Origin of the sequence: Enterococcus wangshanyuanii, assembly GCF_002197645.1 — a bacterium.
GTDB lineage: Bacteria > Bacillota > Bacilli > Lactobacillales > Enterococcaceae > Enterococcus_L > Enterococcus_L wangshanyuanii.
In genome coordinates this window covers 15,022-30,412 of the sequence record NZ_CP021875.1, presented here as the reverse complement: position 1 = coordinate 30,412, position 15,391 = coordinate 15,022, and the positions used below count along the sequence as shown (strand labels likewise).

The window sequence follows — 15,391 nt, the reverse complement described above, 5'->3', positions numbered from 1 at the left end:
ACCGTCTTTAGAGGGGAATTAATCCCTTCATTCCTTCCCTATATCTTTCTCAAAGCCAACCGTTTATAATACCCTACCCTCAATACCCCCCTATATAAATTTTGTAATCAACACATAAATCTTTGATCTTATAGATCCAATAAAATTCTGTTTCGCTAGACTCTGGAGAGTTGTCTAAGAGTCGTCCTGTTTCAACTAACATTTGACCTCTTTCGCGACAAGGATCTTGGCCTAAAAAAGTTATCTTAGTAATACCGATACTATTGTTCAAATGTTCTACGACAATCTCGCCCTTTTTAAATTCCTTATCAAGAAAATCAATTGAAACTGTTTTTGCAGTGAAATCCATCTTATAGTTTTGATCAGTAATAGGATTTTCTTTTAGCTTTTCATATTTATCGATCAACTGATAGAGCTCTTCTAAACTATTCGCTTGACCCGTTTCTAAAATCAATTCTTTTCTTTTCATGAAATGTCCTTCTTTCATTCGATATTTTAAAACCTTCGTTAATATAAATCCTCAATAGCACCTTCAGTCAAAAATCAAAATTATCAATAACACGTATCTCGAAAAATAAATCAGGATCTGAAATACTTTTTATCATCGATAAACTTGAACTTTTTTCAAATTTGAAACCTGATTTCCAGTTTGTTCTAGCTTCAGCTATAAAATTAGATTCCATTCTTTCAACGAAAGTTTGAACTTTGTTTTCATTTAAAACCTTTATGGTGACTCTTCTTTGTCCCATATTTTCAGGGCAAAGAAGAATTACAGTGCTATCTAAACAATTTTCAACTACTTCCATAACATCTATTCCTTTCCAGATCCCCTGAGATTTAATCTACTGTACTACTTGTTTTAATGCATATCTCCTTACACATCCGGCAGCATCTTCTTTCGCCAATTGCCCAATTGCCTTTTTTCTTTAAAGTGGCAATGACTTTTTCGGAAGGAATGTAATGAAACCCTGCTGAGATCCAAAAACCAAAATCTCCAGTTAATTTGTCACGTTGTAGATAATGAACTTCAACAACCATACAGCCTGGGATTATACTTCTGAACATATTCAACATCTCTTTAGTGACCTCATTAGTATTTTCAGTTTCCTTTTTCATATCATTTTCCCTTCTCTTTTCTAAGTCAACCTTAAAACAATACGAAAGCCTGTATTTACAGGCTTTCAATAGGTCTCTTTCTAATGATCCTATCTTGAGAAACGCGGGTAAAAAATTGTTAGAAAATGACTTATTCTTCCTGTCAATGTGATTCTGAATCCCCATAATATCGTGAGAAAAATTTTGAGCATCTGCGATTTTCAATTCTTCAAGGTTTAGATCAAACACATCATCCGCAAGTTTAAGTCCATCACCAACGAAAAAACATCGAATACTAGAATCCCCATTTCTTTTGCTCTTTTAGCAATTTCACCTATAGTTACCAATCTTTCTTTACTCTTCATTATCATTTCCCCCTCTTTTCTTATATCCTAATTATACCAGCATATACTTGTATTGTAAAGTTAATATTCAAGTATATACTGGTTTTTTTAATGAAAATAAGACGAGCTTCAGGCCCGTCTTACATCTATTTCCCCCACAAAAGTATTCTTCTAATTTAGATATGTCTCTTCGCTGCGGCCAATGCTTGCATCGTACATAATAATGCTGACTAAGCCGAGAATTATATGGATAAACAACTATTAACCACCTCATTAGTATCTCTCCTTTACTTTTCTTTTTTTCTGCTTCTCTTTTTTTCTGCTAACCGACTAACTAGATCCGCCAATAGAAGTCCAGTCTCAGTGATCTCACGGTCTTCACCTATCCAACCATTGCGGTTCATCTGTAGTAACTGATTTTGAGTGATCAACAATAGATTATCGAGTCGAATATTTTCTTTGTTACCATCAGAAAACATTAATACATGTCCAGCAGGGATTGGGCCATTCTCTTTTTCCCAAATCACTTTGTGCTTATGCCGCCATCTTTCTGGCCATGTCCCATGATCCTGAACCTTCACAAGACAGTAACCATCCACGATCAATTCTTTCAGATCCCACAGGCTTATAATTTAGAGGCGTCTCACCTTTCTTAAAAGAACCACTATTTCCGCCCACATTGAACATTCCCTTTGTCCCTTTGTTGATAGGAACGTGTCCTTTCTCAAAGTACCCATTTAATCCACTATCGATATGATTTCTATTTTTCCATGCTTTCACTTGAGAAGTAATAAAAGTCGATCCGAACGTCTTATTCAATAAATCAGTAAGTTCTTTATTAGATCGCTTGGCTGCGTTAGCTCTTATAAAATCTTTTTGCTCTTCGGTAAATAATCCCCGACTCAGACCTTTCTTATTCGTTGGCACGTTACTTCTGATCTTGTGATTAGATTTGTATCTCCTGATCTCTTCAGCTGTGACATTTGTACCAAATTTTGCATTGAACAATGCTGGCAATTTCTGAGTTGTACCTTCCTAATGCAATTTCTCTTACATACTCACCCTGTTCTTTCGTATATCGCATAAAATCACTCCAACATCTCAGGAATATCTTTTTCAATTCGGTGCTCTGAAAAAACTTCCTTCGCTCGAATCGCTGTATTTGCATTATTAATGATTTGGCCAGCTATTCCTTTCATTGCCTGAGCTCTCTTGATTTCTTCATCTAGTTGCTCTCCTGTGAGCCCATCATCATTCAATCTTTCAAGCTGTTCAAACAAATGGTTATTCAAATCAATTAATTTATTTTTTACCATATTTTTACCTCCAAATATTTTTCAAAGAGGATCAAAGCTGATCCCCTTTCTATGCTACTTGCTTTATGAAATGAACAAGATTTTTCTTCAATAACTGTTTTTGAGAATCCGTCAAGCTATCTAAAATATCTTGATCTGCAAAGTCCTCAATCTCCTTTAGGTCCATTTCCAAGTTCTCTGTGTGCTCATGAAATTGTGTTTCCCATTGTTCAAGTTCTTCTCTTAATTCGTGATCCATAAACATCTTCCTCTCATCATCTTATACTCTATATTATACCCAGTATATACTTGTATTGTAAAGAGATTTTGCAAGTATATACTGTTTTTTCTTTCTATCTATGATATACTAAATTCGAAGGAAGGCGGTATTATGACAGAATATAAAACTAGCGAAGCAAAACGAAGAGCAAATAAAAAGTACGATCAGAACAATCCTGAAGGCAGACAGTACAGAAATAAAAAATCAGCTGCTAAAAGCTTTATCAATATTGCCACAGACGAAGATTTTTTATTTATTCAGGAATTAGTAAAAGAAAGATTAGAACGCGATAATACCAAGAAATAGTTCTTGTAGGATCGCGTTTTTGTATGCCAATGATCAATTAATCATTTAGAAAGGCCAAACAAGAAAACTCTCTTGTTTGGCCTTTTTTTGGTTAGCATTCGCCCAGGGCTCATGCTGTAGCTTGACTGCTTTCAAGGTACAGTCGTTCGCTCGATCCGCTTCGCCTTCGCTCTCTTCCTTTGACGCTTCGCTATCTTGATATCATTCATCGTTTGTGGCTCACAAACGAACGCTTTTTTATAATGGCAGCCGTCTACGACGTCTACCACCCCACTTAGCTACGCTAATCGGGGCCCCTCTTAAACCACAGACAGTGTTTATTTTTTGTTCGACCTTTTTCGGCAACTTCGTTGCCTATACCATAGGCTTCACTTACATTTGCAAGGGAAGATACACCTACACCTGCAGCCAATTGAAATTGGTGCAGCTGTACGCCCTTGCAAATCGTTTCTCCTATGGTATTTGCCGGTCAAATCAAACAAAAAATAAAACATGTCTGAAGTGACTCATTTCAGGCGCACAGGAGGAGTCTTCATATGCCTAATACCTATTATGACCAGTTTTCAAAATTACCCCCAATCTAAAATGGCTCAAGCTATTTCAGACTTAACTTACCTTTACGAAGAAACCAAAGTTCCAAAAAAACACTATGAACAACACCTATCGAAAACGATCGTTGAGCTTATGGAATCTAGTGTCGAACTCAACCTCTTAAACACCTATTATTCTATGCTTAAAGATTTACAAGTTCAAAATCCAAAATGGTTTTTCCAAGCGATCTTATGCCTTGATTTAAAAATCAATCCTAGTACTATCAAACCTTCTGAACATCAAGCAATTGAAATGGTTTGGAATGACTTTATTAAACAGAAAAAACCAAAGATTATGGACATTGAAGTCCTAGCACAGTTTCAAAAATTCGAAAAAAACGGATTAAAAGGAGAATAGAAAATGACAAAATCAAACCAACAACAATATCTAATTGGACTAATGGAAGTAGCATTTTCAGACGAGTACTTCCAACTTGCTAAAAACAACTGGAATATCCAACTCGTTTCTAAAGAAATGACCCTATTACGTGTCTATGATTCAACACATGAACTCTGCTTTGTCACTAGATATGACGAGGATAAACTTTCCTATTTCTTATTATTCGGAACTTACGAGCATCAGGATAGCCAAATCATTCACACGACTGATTCTTGGAAAAAGATTTCAGAATCATCTTTTAAAGGAAAAAGTCAGGACGAAATTTTTGAAATTATTCGTAAATTATTTGGAGAAAGAAAATGCCACGCTCTTATTGAAGGAGGTGAAATCCATGAGTGATTCTCTGGTCTTACTATTAAACGGAGGTTGGGAGTTTGTCATCAATGTTAACAGTGCTAGCACTTTAGTCTATCTTTATTTTGGGCACACTGATACTACTGTAGAAATGCTTATTAACGCAACAGATATCCCTTTTGAAGAAATCTTAGACGAGACTGACGAAATGATTCGAAATGAGATACCTGACTATTACCTACGCCTCCTAAAAGAAGCTGAACTATTAAACACAGAACAAGAAAACACTCTTTATCGCATTCAAAAAGAAGACGTTGTGTCTTTCCTTTCCAATAATGCGCATGAAAAAAATGTTCTCGAACTATTTGAGAAAAATTTTTCTTGCATGGAAGACGTTGGTTATTTTGTTAACCACGCAGAAAGCCAATTAGAACTTGAAAAAAGAAGGGATATGAAACGTCACTTTGAGTACAATAGCGAATCCTAAAATGAATGTTCCCTCGTCTGACGTTCTACAAATTTTGCATGAAATTGACTCTAGATTTTCACCAAAAATCAGACCTTACAGCGTAGTTTTAGTTACATTATCGAATTCCAATCAAATTCTTTCTTCTGACATCATTTACACTGGAAAGCTAGAACATCAATTATCTGTAAAAAAATTGATTTTAAACATTGCCTTGCGACATCAGGCAGAGCAGTTACTAGTTGTTCAATATCGTTCAGAACCAATTAAGCAACTAACTCCTATTGACATTGCTTTTGCCCAAAGCCTAAAAGAAATATGCGGTTGTGTAGACATAAACGTACTTGATTTCATTATTCGTGAAAGGCGCTGTTGAAGCGCCTCTCACAAGTGATTCCTTCCCCAAATAAAAATATGAATAGGAGAATATCATGGAAAAAACATTTACATTTGAAGACTTCACTATAAAAAAGGAATGGAGACTAATTGGAACCCCCAATCATTTTTTATTGGTGAAGATATTGCTAGCGTTCATACAGATAAACATGAACTTCAAGTTTTTGCTTACAAATACAAAGAAAGTGAAACTGCTGAATACTTTGAAATGAACTTTGGAAAAAAAGAGCCGTATGATAATGAAGATTCTTATGATTTCGAACTCATTGAATCAGACGAGTTCTCTCCCACAGAAGCGAATTTGAATGACTATCATGAAATAATTGAATATCTCTGTAATAATTTTGTTTCAAATTTTATTAAAGCACCCCTTTGTTTTCCCTATATCAAATATATTGACCAAACGAATACAGATTCTCTTTGCTTACTATTTGTTGAACGTGACGACTTCAAACTCTATTCAGAAACTGACATACCACAAGAAAATTACAACTCTGAATTGACTTGGGAACTCATTAACACTTTAGAAAAAGAAAAGAAAGTTTACTACACTGTGGAAATCATCAAAGATTATCATTAAAGGAGAAATTCAAAATGAACACTAATGAACAAATCAAAAATGAAGCAATTAAAAGAATGCGCCAATTAGATTTGTATGAGGAAGCTATAAACAAATTTATTCAATCAGGAACGGTCTGCAAATCTGAACCGACAAACCTTTCAATATTAGGGATTGGTTCCAGCGTTATCGGTACTATCTATGAGTTAACCAAAGAACAAAAGAAATTTATTTCTGACTTCGAAAAAGAATACGATTCTATGGTCTATCATGTGATCGAAACTAACACCGAATTTGGTTTAGTAAACGACCTTTTGTATGTTTCTAATAATACCGATCAGTGGGAAATGGAACAGGAAGACCTTTCCTATAAAACCCCATGTGTCTATTGTGTAAATACAACTTATCCGGACTATTCCGAATTTGGGTCAATTGGAATTCAATCTAGCGGTGGCGGATTAATCAGAGTAGGTTAATATCATTTATCAGAGCCTTTGTAATGATTAAAGAGGCTCTGAATTCTTCTTAATGATAAAACACGATCACTCCCTTCAAGTCGTTAACGATCGAGTTTAGGCGTGCTTGCAGCTCGCCCTTATTATAGTCGCCGTGCGTTCCGCAAGTCGACAAGAGCCCACTCCGTGGTATGCATTCGCCCTGGGGCTCATGCTGCGCTTGAAACAACTCTAGATTCAGTCGTTCTCTCGGTTCGCTTCGCCTTCGTTCTCTTCCTTTGACGCTTCGCTATCTAGACTTCTTTCATCACCTGGTTACACCAGCTGACCGCTCTTTAGTTATGAGGGCCGCCTGCAGCGTCCCTCACCCCACTTGGCTGCGCCAATCGGGGGCCCTTTCAAACCACAGACAGTGTTTATTTTTTGTTCGACCTTTTTCGGCAACTTCGTTGCCTATACCATAGGCTCCGCTCACATTTGCAAGGGAAAATGCATCTACACCTGCAGCCAATTAAAATTGGTGCGGCTGTACGCCCTTGCAAATCGCTTCTCCTATGGTATTTGCCGGTCAAATCAAACAAAAAATAAAACATGTCTGAAGTAACACCTCTCAGGCGCATAGGAGGAATTTTATGGATTACTTAGAAATTTTAAACGAATCTGAGTTAGAAATTGAAGCAATTAACCGAATGACTATTCTAGACATACAAAAAGAATTGATTTCTGATTTTCTTTTACATCGAACTGTATTTTGCTCTGAACTTGCAAGCGTAGGAATTCTTAATCCCTGTCCATTTGTAAAAAAATATGAATTAGAAGAAGACACCCCAAAAATGATAGAAGATTTTGAAAAAGAATATAAATGTCTTGTGTACCATACAATCAAAACTCTCACAGATACTGGAACTATTTATAATCTATTCTATGTTCGCGAAAACAAGGAAGATTGGGAAACCCAACAAGACGATATTTATGCTTCGCTTCCTTTTGTAGCAACTATCAACTTTTCGTCACCGGAAAATGTTAAGTTCGGTCAGATCCAAGTCGGACATCTCACTGGTGGACTATATAACAGATTTTATGAGGAGAGATAACATGCTAAAAGATAGACTAAAAAGAGAACGGTACAAAGACCCAAACCCTGTATTTGATTTACTTTGCAATGATCTAAAACACTTAAACTCTGGTAGCAACAAAGTTTTGATACCCGACGCCGATTTAGGTGAACTTGCTCTTAGTTCCATGAAATTTCGATATGGAGTGAAGGAAGAATATGCCCTATTAGAAAAAGACTTTGAGAAATCAAACAACCTTGAAAATCAAGGATTCGAAGTAGTCGGTACTGATTTCTTAACGTTTGCCACACATATTGAATTTGACATTATTCTTTTAGATCCACCCGTAGAAAAAAGTGAAGACTACTTGTTAAAAGCATTCGAACTCGCTCAAAAGCAAGTAGACAAAAGTTGCTACATTTCAGCGCTCATACGCGCTGACATCATTCAAAATCCAAGCACAGCATTACAAGCAGCACTTGAAAACAACGAAACAGAAATAACCTTTCATAAAAATGTTAAGCCTGAATCAAAAGAAGAGGTCGCCCTAGTTCGCGTATCAGTCACTAAAGCGACAGATAATGTCCACAAGATTTATGACAGACTTTTAGCTACTAAAGGCTTTGAACCTGCTCAGACAGCACTAGAAAGAGGTCTAAGCACCATTGTTTCTGATCGTGATCTTGAAGAGCGTTTAAAAGATATCCGCTTTCTTATTAGTTCTTACAATGAACATATTTCTTTACTTAAGAAAAAATATCTGTTTGACAATTCACTCAATATGTTTGAGTCGATTATGAAACAAAAGCATAAATTTGGATCGTTTAGTTATAGACGAAATGACCTAACTCTTAATCAAGAAATAAAAAGCATTCGCAGTCAGTATTGGGAGAAAATCCTAAAAACTGACGAGTTCCGCAAAAAATTAACACGGCATGGATCAAGTTTGATCACTGATAAAATTGATTCCGCCACTAAACTTGAAATCACGGAAGAAAATGTTCTTTTATTGCTCACTGCTTTAATGTCAAATGGATATGAGGTAATTCTTGATAGTTGTGTAGAATGGTTCAAAAAAATGACCGGCAATCACCAAAATGAATACAGCAAAAACATTCACTACTACAATGGATTCAAGACAAATGACGCCTTCAAGGTAAATTCAAAAATAATAATTCCTGCTTACCAAGCTTCATCTTATTATGAAACAGTATCATTCGGCTATGGTCATCCTTTAGAAGAAAACTTTAAGCATATAACACACGGAATGCAAGACTACATGAACGATCTAATAACCATGTTTAAACTGATCAAACCAGATATTCCAACAACTTTTACTGCGAATGACTACGGCGATTTAGAAAACGAATTTCTTCGTTTTAAAGTGTTCAAAAAAGGAACTATTCACATTTGGTTTAAAGACCTAGAAACACTTGATAAATTCAATCTAATATGTGGGCAAAAATTTGGTTGGGTTCCTTCATCTGAGGAAATGAAGCAAGATCCCGAAGCATTACGCTTTGCCAAAAATGAATTTCCAAATATTCAAAACTTGCTGAATTAAAACAAGAGTCTCTTTGCAAATGCAAAGAGACTCCCTCCTTACGGAGAAAACACGATCACTCCCTTCAGGTCGTCAACGATCGAGTTTAGGCGTGCTTGCAGCTCGCCCTTATCATAGTCGCCGTGCGTTACGCAAGTCGACAAGAGCCCACTTCGTGGTATGCATTCGCCCTGGGGCTCATGCTGCGCTTGAAACAACTCTAGATTCAGTCGTTCTCTCGGTTCGCTTCGCCTTCGTTCTCTTCCTTTGACGCTTCGCTATCTAGACTTCTTTCATCATCTGGTTACACCAGCTGACCGCTCTTTAGTTATGAGGGCCGCCTGCGTCGTCCCTCACCCCACTTGGCTGCGCCAATCGGGGGCCCTTTTAAACCACAGACAGTGTTTATTTTTTGTTCGACCTTTTTCGGCAACTTCGTTGCCTATACCATAGGCTCCGCTCACATTTGCAAGGGAAGATACACCTACACCTGCAGCCAATTATAAATTGGTGCAGCTGTACGCCCTTGCAAATTGCTTCTCCTATGGTATTTGCCGGTCAAATCAAACAAAAAATAAAACATGTCTGAAGGGAAGGTCTCATGCATGACTTAGGAGGAATTCTTATGGAACCAGGTAAACTAATAGTCGCAAAAAAAGTAAATGGTGAAGTACAAACTGAATATTACTACTCTTTTGAGCCCTTGACCGACATTAGTATGCTTCTTGGTACAACAAATTTATTTTCAATGGATCTTAGTAAAACACTCACTGTCTTTCACGGATTGTATCTTCCTGATCAAGCAAAAGAAACCATCACTATTCGCTGGGAAGATCGCATTGAAACATTTACCGGCAGCATTATATTTGCTGGTCGTGATTTACTAAAAAATGTTCTCAGCTTGGACCCGATTGCTGTAGAGGAAGTCAGAATAAAATTAAAGGAGATCAAGTAGCATGAAAAAAACTGATCATCTGTTGCTTTTTATGCACCATCTAGTACGCGCAGCAAAGGGTATTCTGGTCCTATTTTCAATAGGAATCATACTATTGAGCATCCAAACCTATCAAGCTCAAACCCACTCGTATCAATCAAATGTAATTGTTTTTACCGGCATTCTATCGTTAATTTTTCTTTTTTGCTGGAGAGATTGAGTAAAATGCTGATTTAATTGGGCTAATTGTGTAAAATGAATGAGAGCAACTATTCTGAAGGAGGAAATACATTATGGAAAATGCAACATGCAAATACTGCGGAACGGATCTAGATCAACACTTGACCTGCTCATACTGCAGCATAACTTTTTCTCCGGAAGAAGTATGTTTCAATCAGGAACGCCCACATCAAATGGTCGATAGCATTCCAATTATCGACGACTTCGAAACAATGATTTTTGAGCTTATGTCGCGACCAACTGAGACATTGCTTAAAGAGAAAACGATCACTCTTTACTATCTTTTGCGTGCAGCAAGAAAAGCAAAAGATAAATACTTCAGAGCAAAAGACCAGGAACGTCTGACGTTCTTCCAAAAGAAAGTATATACCATCGAAAATATTCTACTGGAGAGAGAAGGAACATTCCCGTTGTCGATCTCTGATAACTTGCTGAAGAAAAAAAGTATTCAGGTCAACAAGTTTGAGCAGTCACTTGCTGAGAACAACAGAGATAAAATGACTAGACTCATTATCCGAATGTAACAAACAACTAATAATAAAAATGAAAAAAAGAGTTAAAAACATGTCATAAGTGCTTTTAACTCTTTTGATTTTTTTCATTGTATCGACTTTATCAGATTGGTTTCTTCGTCATACTCAATCTGGATCTCTTTTACTTTTAGCCTGCATTCAAGACTAAGCTTATGCAACAAGTTTTTTCCATGATCCTTATTATCTAGCGTTTCTCCATACCTTTTGATCAATTTCGTAATCGCCTCTAAACACTGAGGAAAAGCATTCTTTGAATAATTTACGTAATAGAAAATAAGATCCACATCACTATCATAGATATTGTAGTAGTCAAAGATTGATTGAAAATAGGAATAATCAGCAACACTTAATGAGTGACCAAAAAATATGATTTGCTCAATATTTTTTGGCATTTTTTTAACGTCACTTTTTGCCAATGAATCGGGGTTCACGTATCAATGGAACGAAATTTTACTCTAAGATTTCTTACATGAATTTGTAAACCCTATAAAATCAACGTTTCTAAATTTAATTATGAGAACTTACTCATTTTACAGAGGTTTTCTCTCGGAACAATGGAACGAAATTTTACGGTAGGGGTTAAAACACGAACAATAAAAAGAGCTATCTATCTTTTTTAGATAAATAGCTGTGTGATTATTGTCCTAAGGGACGAAATTCTCCTTCGTTTAATTGCTCATTATATTTGAAAGAATATTTCCCCATGAAATTAATGTGTTCTGATACTAGAGGGGAAGAGAATTGAAGAACTTCTTCTTGTATTTGGTTCTCTGAATTAGCTTCCTGAAGTTGTTCTATAGCTTTTTCCATATAAAGCGTGTTCCAATAAATAATTATATTTGCAACAAGTCCTAAAGCGTTTAATTGGTTTTCCATACCATCAAAATAGCTTTGATAGATTCGTCCATTTTTACCATAGCATATTTTTCTATACAAGCTATGGCGAGATTCTCCTTTATTCAGTTGTTCTAGAATATTTCGTGCGTATTCTTCATCAGATAGATATCTGAGTTGATGTTTTGTTTTAAATATTTTTCCAACTTCAATTAATGCACGCCCCAATGGAGTAGGATTTCCTTGATGTTGGAGAGCACGAATAAGATAGCTGGCTTGGACGGTTCCTGATTTTAGAGAACCTGCAATTCGTAAGATATCATCCCACTCTTGCTCTATAATTGTTGTATTTATAGTATTTTTTGAATGTTCGTTCAGAATTTTGTAATTAGCATTTTTGTCTATTCTCCATATTTTTGTTTCGTTTGCTTTAGCTATTCGGGGGCTAAATTGAAAACCTAGTATTCCAAATAATCCAAATACAAGATCACTGTATCCAGCAGTATCAGTCATTATCTGACTAGGTGTTAATGTACTTGTTTGATTTAACAGTCCTTCAAGCAAATAGACTGAATCTCTAATCGTCCCAGAAATAACCATACCATGAAATCCAACATAGGAATCAGATAGAAAGTTATAGTATGTGATCCCTTTACCTCGACCAAAATATTTAGGGTTCCGTCCTGAATGTAGAGATTTCTTTGGTGTAGTAAAGCGTATACCGTCCGCTGAAGCCATATCTCCTGTTCCCCATATATAAGGTAAAGCAAGTTTCTGATAGGCGTCTACGACCTTATTATTGGCTGCTGTTAAAGTATCTAATCGTATATAGTTTTGATTGACGTAGGATAAGCGGTCATTTTTTAAACTTTCTGTACTCTTCTTAGCAACGGGTGACAGCCCTATATTGCACGCTTCAGCTAATAACACTGCTAAGATACTTATATCCAGCTCTTTCATACGCGATCGATTTTCATTTAAATGTGAAAAACACTCTGTAAGCCTTAGTCGCTGATTTACCTCTAATAATATTTCAGGAAGGTCAACAATGGGAAGATTTCTATGAATTTCCTCAATAAGACGTGGTTTAGATAAACTTTGTCTTTTTAGCGGACTAATAATCAATTCTGTTTGTCCATTTTTTTCCTCTATCCTAGCCATGTTGCTATTATTCCAGTTTTTTAGTGTTTCTCTATAAGACATTTCTAAACTGATTTTAAAATCTTCTACAGCAATAGCTCCGTCCTCTGCAAGACCTAACTGATTTACAAAGGATTTTCTTTGCTCATTCCATACATTTTTAGGTATTAGATTTTGCAATGGATCATTATATCTATGACTATAAGGGACATAAACAGTATGTGTCTTTATGCCTTTTATAAAAAGTTCCATAGCAGCAATTATGATTCCTTTATTAGCATATGCTTGATTTTTATCGATAAAATTATGCCACTTGGTTGGCAGATAGTCTTGTATTTTTTCAAAATCTTGATATCGAAGAAATAGATCTCCTTTATCTCTTAAAAAAGACCAAATATAAGCTACTGGACTATCTTTATCACTAACTAAAAAAGGAATATGAGCAAGAATATCCGGAAGTAACCTTTTAAATTTTGAAAATGAGTTTAATAATTCTTTGATTGCCACAGGTTCTTTATCCGAACTCACAATACGTTTTACTTTTGACACAGCTGCTACTATCTCTTGTTTCTCGCGTAGCTCTAAAACATAATCTAACAGCTTCTCAGGTGGAGTTTGTTCGTCAATCAGATCCTCTACAATATGAGACAGCATGGCTGCTGCATTGTCCAAATCTTTTAGTGATCGGAGTCGTTCTTGCTGTTCCTTTTTCTTTGCAAGGTTGATAATACTAGTAAAATACTTTTCTAATGCTAATAATAATTCGTCCATAGCAACTGATCGATACTCTGCAATAAATGAAACTAGGTAAGCTAAACGTCTACTTTCAGGCATACGCTGAATACTTTGCGATTTGGCTTTAGCTGTATACTCAGCATATAATTTTATCTTCCCTTTAGGAATCTGGCTGAAATCCCAAAAATCAACTGAAAAAGAAGCAAATTCTTTTATTCTTTGAAATCCACGTTTAATCTCATAATAAGACGGTTCTTTTAGAGGTTCTCTTAAAGCGTCCAACTTTACTGTAAACAAAGACGTTTTTCCTTCCATAAAAAACAGCGTCAATTGATTGATTCGTTCAATTTCCTTCTTACTAGGAATATTTACAATTGCTTGCTCTATATCTTTGGTTACAGCGTCTATAATGCGCGATATAAACCGTTCGAATGTAGTAAGACCTGGGAGAATTATTTTTTCGTTTATACACTTATTCAAGAAACGATCAGCAAGAAGAGTTGTTTGCTCTGTAGAATACCAAGCACCTTCATATATCCACTGCTCTAAATAATCTAAAACGGCTTGGTCATGGAACTGCCTGTAAGAGTATAGTTCCTGAATCATGAGTGCATGCTGCTTGATTGTAGGAATTCTTGTATAGTAAGAGAACATACGACTTTCAATAGACAACTGCTCTGCCATGTACTCTATTACTTCATTAGGAACATTTGTTAAATCAGAAAGAAATGTTCCTAAAAATCGTACAGTCCCTAACTGTACTGCAAAACCAATTTTAGTACTATCGTTTCGCAAAGTTTTAATAATTGATTTGTCATAATCGTCCAAATGAAAGTATTTCACTAATTGTTCATCGGAAGGAAGGCCCGCATAAGATCCAAAAGACTGTTTTTGTTCTTTACTCATTATCTGTACAGGCATTTAGTCACCTGCCATTTCTTGTTCGAACTCTTTTACTCGACGATAAAATGTGCTTGGGGACAATTCTAGTTTATTTATAGTATCAGTTGCTGTTTGCTCCCCATTTTTCCAACTAAAATACTGTCTTTTGAATTCTTCTGTTATTGCCAATTTAGGTCTACCAAAGACCGTACCAGCAGATTTTGCAATTTCAATCCCTTCAGTTTGACGCAGTTTGCTCTTCTTTCGTTCCTGATCTGCTACATAAGAAAGCATGCTCAAAAACTGATCTTCTAATAAAAGACCAATGTCCCCCATAGTTTTAAACTTTCTACTATCAAATAATTCTGAATTTTCTAGAACAATAATATCTGCTTTTATCTTTCTTGTAATATACTTCCATTCTTCAATTACACCAGAATAGTTTCTCCCTAAACGATCTAAAGAGTCTAAGTAAACAATATCTCCAGAACGAAGCATATGAAGTAATAGTTGATACTGTGGACGATCAAACTCAGCACCTGATTGTTTATCGACAAATATATAACGAGATTCAATACCTAAATCATTAAACTTCTGTATTTGTCGATCTAAATTTTGTTCTTTAGTGGAAACTCTAGCATAGCCAAAAAGCATGTTTATTTTCTCCTTTCATATATCAAAATGTCATTAATAATTATGACACATATCAAAAGTGAAAAACATAGGTTTTGACACATGGTTTTGCATAAGAAAAGACTTTATCAAAAAGTATACTTTTTGACAGACCAAATTTAGAAAAACAAACATTATTATAGAGAAGAACCAAAACATTCGACTTTATACCGTAAAGTTTCGTTCCACTGATACCTGAACCCCTTAACTGATGAACCTATAGTGCCGTTATTTCAACAAGCAGTTGTTATTATGAGAAAAACAGAGTTTAAAAAAATTGAACAATATTCTTTTGGAACAAATTTTGACTTTAAAAATGCAGAAAAAATAAACTAAAAAGACA

Annotated in this window: 22 protein-coding genes and 1 pseudogene; 11 read left to right on the top strand and 12 right to left on the bottom strand. The window is 35.7% G+C overall.

What is annotated here, in order from left to right:
• Nucleotides 1–79: 79 nt before the first annotated feature.
• From CC204_RS19415 to CC204_RS19390, 9 genes and pseudogenes are all read right to left on the bottom strand, one after another.
• Nucleotides 80–469, bottom strand: a complete 390-nt coding sequence (locus CC204_RS19415) for a hypothetical protein (RefSeq protein ID WP_088271800.1) — start codon at nt 467–469, stop codon at nt 80–82.
• Nucleotides 470–536: 67 nt separating this feature from the next.
• Nucleotides 537–806, bottom strand: coding sequence for a hypothetical protein (locus CC204_RS19410; RefSeq protein ID WP_088271799.1), 270 nt, complete (start codon nt 804–806; stop codon nt 537–539).
• 31 nt (nt 807–837) lie between these two features.
• A complete protein-coding gene (locus tag CC204_RS21260) occupies nt 838–1,116 on the bottom strand; it encodes a hypothetical protein (RefSeq protein ID WP_157894331.1) in 279 nt (92 codons plus the stop codon).
• Between the two features lie 156 nt (nt 1,117–1,272).
• Nucleotides 1,273–1,344, bottom strand: a pseudogene (locus CC204_RS21865) (hypothetical protein); the annotation flags it as partial.
• Entirely contained in the window at nt 1,332–1,460 is a 129-nt protein-coding gene (locus tag CC204_RS21735) for a hypothetical protein (protein WP_257790123.1), read from the bottom strand. The gene CC204_RS21735 and the pseudogene CC204_RS21865, both read right to left, overlap by 13 nt.
• 266 nt (nt 1,461–1,726) lie before the next feature.
• Complete coding sequence (locus CC204_RS21610; RefSeq protein ID WP_236923177.1) at nt 1,727–1,966, bottom strand: HNH endonuclease signature motif containing protein; 240 nt, start codon at nt 1,964–1,966, stop codon at nt 1,727–1,729.
• 7 nt (nt 1,967–1,973) lie between these two features.
• Nucleotides 1,974–2,456, bottom strand: coding sequence for a hypothetical protein (locus tag CC204_RS21605; RefSeq protein WP_227011275.1), 483 nt, complete (start codon nt 2,454–2,456; stop codon nt 1,974–1,976).
• 71 nt (nt 2,457–2,527) lie between these two features.
• Entirely contained in the window at nt 2,528–2,755 is a 228-nt protein-coding gene (locus tag CC204_RS19395; RefSeq protein ID WP_088271797.1) for a hypothetical protein, read from the bottom strand.
• Between the two features lie 49 nt (nt 2,756–2,804).
• Nucleotides 2,805–2,993 (bottom strand): hypothetical protein, encoded by a 189-nt coding sequence (locus CC204_RS19390; RefSeq protein ID WP_088271796.1) that lies wholly within the window; start codon nt 2,991–2,993, stop codon nt 2,805–2,807.
• A gap of 132 nt (nt 2,994–3,125) precedes the next feature.
• On the opposite strand from CC204_RS19390, the gene CC204_RS19385 reads away from it, so the two are divergent.
• The 11 genes from CC204_RS19385 (at nt 3,126) to CC204_RS19330 (ending at nt 10,776) form a co-directional block, all read left to right on the top strand.
• Nucleotides 3,126–3,320, top strand: a complete 195-nt coding sequence (locus CC204_RS19385; RefSeq protein ID WP_088271795.1) for a hypothetical protein — start codon at nt 3,126–3,128, stop codon at nt 3,318–3,320.
• 492 nt (nt 3,321–3,812) lie between these two features.
• Nucleotides 3,813–4,268 carry a hypothetical protein gene (locus CC204_RS19380; protein WP_227011274.1) on the top strand — a complete coding sequence of 152 codons (456 nt, stop codon included), beginning with the start codon at nt 3,813–3,815 and terminating at the stop codon, nt 4,266–4,268.
• 3 nt (nt 4,269–4,271) lie between these two features.
• Nucleotides 4,272–4,649, top strand: a complete 378-nt coding sequence (locus CC204_RS19375; protein ID WP_088271794.1) for a hypothetical protein — start codon at nt 4,272–4,274, stop codon at nt 4,647–4,649.
• Nucleotides 4,642–5,091, top strand: coding sequence for a hypothetical protein (locus CC204_RS19370; protein WP_088271793.1), 450 nt, complete (start codon nt 4,642–4,644; stop codon nt 5,089–5,091). The genes CC204_RS19375 and CC204_RS19370 overlap by 8 nt, the downstream gene beginning before the upstream one ends.
• A 1-nt stretch (nt 5,092) precedes the next feature.
• Nucleotides 5,093–5,446 (top strand): JAB domain-containing protein, encoded by a 354-nt coding sequence (locus tag CC204_RS21860; RefSeq protein ID WP_227011277.1) that lies wholly within the window; start codon nt 5,093–5,095, stop codon nt 5,444–5,446.
• 99 nt (nt 5,447–5,545) lie between these two features.
• Nucleotides 5,546–6,046, top strand: coding sequence for a hypothetical protein (locus tag CC204_RS19360; RefSeq protein ID WP_088271791.1), 501 nt, complete (start codon nt 5,546–5,548; stop codon nt 6,044–6,046).
• 14 nt (nt 6,047–6,060) lie between these two features.
• The gene (locus CC204_RS19355; protein ID WP_088271790.1) at nt 6,061–6,501 is read left to right on the top strand and encodes a hypothetical protein; all 441 of its coding nucleotides are present in this window, start codon (nt 6,061–6,063) and stop codon (nt 6,499–6,501) included.
• 611 nt (nt 6,502–7,112) lie between these two features.
• Complete coding sequence (locus CC204_RS19350) at nt 7,113–7,574, top strand: hypothetical protein (protein WP_088271789.1); 462 nt, start codon at nt 7,113–7,115, stop codon at nt 7,572–7,574.
• Nucleotide 7,575: 1 nt separating this feature from the next.
• Nucleotides 7,576–9,099: a DUF4942 domain-containing protein gene (locus CC204_RS19345; protein ID WP_157894329.1), complete on the top strand. Its 1,524-nt coding sequence runs from the start codon at nt 7,576–7,578 to the stop codon at nt 9,097–9,099.
• Nucleotides 9,100–9,703: 604 nt separating this feature from the next.
• Entirely contained in the window at nt 9,704–10,033 is a 330-nt protein-coding gene (locus CC204_RS19340) for a hypothetical protein (RefSeq protein ID WP_088271787.1), read from the top strand.
• Between the two features lie 272 nt (nt 10,034–10,305).
• Nucleotides 10,306–10,776 (top strand): hypothetical protein, encoded by a 471-nt coding sequence (locus CC204_RS19330; protein WP_088271785.1) that lies wholly within the window; start codon nt 10,306–10,308, stop codon nt 10,774–10,776.
• Between the two features lie 74 nt (nt 10,777–10,850).
• Here CC204_RS19330 and CC204_RS19325 read toward each other — a convergent pair whose 3' ends face one another.
• From CC204_RS19325 to CC204_RS19315, 3 genes are all read right to left on the bottom strand, one after another.
• The gene (locus tag CC204_RS19325) at nt 10,851–11,177 is read right to left on the bottom strand and encodes a hypothetical protein (protein ID WP_088271784.1); all 327 of its coding nucleotides are present in this window, start codon (nt 11,175–11,177) and stop codon (nt 10,851–10,853) included.
• A gap of 244 nt (nt 11,178–11,421) precedes the next feature.
• The gene (locus tag CC204_RS19320) at nt 11,422–14,415 is read right to left on the bottom strand and encodes a Tn3 family transposase (protein WP_227011273.1); all 2,994 of its coding nucleotides are present in this window, start codon (nt 14,413–14,415) and stop codon (nt 11,422–11,424) included.
• Nucleotides 14,416–15,030: a recombinase family protein gene (locus CC204_RS19315; RefSeq protein ID WP_088271783.1), complete on the bottom strand. Its 615-nt coding sequence runs from the start codon at nt 15,028–15,030 to the stop codon at nt 14,416–14,418.
• Between the last annotated feature and the right edge of the window lie 361 nt (nt 15,031–15,391).

What these genes read in the sequence shown, in the direction of transcription:
- CC204_RS19415 (WP_088271800.1), bottom strand. Translation starts at nt 469, where the DNA reads ATGAAAAGAAAAGAATTGATTTTAGAAACGGGTCAAGCGAATAGTTTA.
- CC204_RS19410 (WP_088271799.1), bottom strand. Translation starts at nt 806, where the DNA reads ATGGAAGTAGTTGAAAATTGTTTAGATAGCACTGTAATTCTTCTTTGC.
- CC204_RS21260 (WP_157894331.1), bottom strand. Translation starts at nt 1,116, where the DNA reads ATGAAAAAGGAAACTGAAAATACTAATGAGGTCACTAAAGAGATGTTG.
- CC204_RS21735 (WP_257790123.1), bottom strand. Translation starts at nt 1,460, where the DNA reads ATGAAGAGTAAAGAAAGATTGGTAACTATAGGTGAAATTGCTAAAAGA.
- CC204_RS19395 (WP_088271797.1), bottom strand. Translation starts at nt 2,755, where the DNA reads ATGGTAAAAAATAAATTAATTGATTTGAATAACCATTTGTTTGAACAG.
- CC204_RS19390 (WP_088271796.1), bottom strand. Translation starts at nt 2,993, where the DNA reads ATGGATCACGAATTAAGAGAAGAACTTGAACAATGGGAAACACAATTT.
- CC204_RS19385 (WP_088271795.1), top strand. Translation starts at nt 3,126, where the DNA reads ATGACAGAATATAAAACTAGCGAAGCAAAACGAAGAGCAAATAAAAAG.
- CC204_RS19380 (WP_227011274.1), top strand. Translation starts at nt 3,813, where the DNA reads ATGTCTGAAGTGACTCATTTCAGGCGCACAGGAGGAGTCTTCATATGC.
- CC204_RS19375 (WP_088271794.1), top strand. Translation starts at nt 4,272, where the DNA reads ATGACAAAATCAAACCAACAACAATATCTAATTGGACTAATGGAAGTA.
- CC204_RS19370 (WP_088271793.1), top strand. Translation starts at nt 4,642, where the DNA reads ATGAGTGATTCTCTGGTCTTACTATTAAACGGAGGTTGGGAGTTTGTC.
- CC204_RS21860 (WP_227011277.1), top strand. Translation starts at nt 5,093, where the DNA reads ATGAATGTTCCCTCGTCTGACGTTCTACAAATTTTGCATGAAATTGAC.
- CC204_RS19360 (WP_088271791.1), top strand. Translation starts at nt 5,546, where the DNA reads ATGGAGACTAATTGGAACCCCCAATCATTTTTTATTGGTGAAGATATT.
- CC204_RS19355 (WP_088271790.1), top strand. Translation starts at nt 6,061, where the DNA reads ATGAACACTAATGAACAAATCAAAAATGAAGCAATTAAAAGAATGCGC.
- CC204_RS19350 (WP_088271789.1), top strand. Translation starts at nt 7,113, where the DNA reads ATGGATTACTTAGAAATTTTAAACGAATCTGAGTTAGAAATTGAAGCA.
- CC204_RS19345 (WP_157894329.1), top strand. Translation starts at nt 7,576, where the DNA reads ATGCTAAAAGATAGACTAAAAAGAGAACGGTACAAAGACCCAAACCCT.
- CC204_RS19340 (WP_088271787.1), top strand. Translation starts at nt 9,704, where the DNA reads ATGGAACCAGGTAAACTAATAGTCGCAAAAAAAGTAAATGGTGAAGTA.
- CC204_RS19330 (WP_088271785.1), top strand. Translation starts at nt 10,306, where the DNA reads ATGGAAAATGCAACATGCAAATACTGCGGAACGGATCTAGATCAACAC.
- CC204_RS19325 (WP_088271784.1), bottom strand. Translation starts at nt 11,177, where the DNA reads ATGCCAAAAAATATTGAGCAAATCATATTTTTTGGTCACTCATTAAGT.
- CC204_RS19320 (WP_227011273.1), bottom strand. Translation starts at nt 14,415, where the DNA reads ATGCCTGTACAGATAATGAGTAAAGAACAAAAACAGTCTTTTGGATCT.
- CC204_RS19315 (WP_088271783.1), bottom strand. Translation starts at nt 15,030, where the DNA reads ATGCTTTTTGGCTATGCTAGAGTTTCCACTAAAGAACAAAATTTAGAT.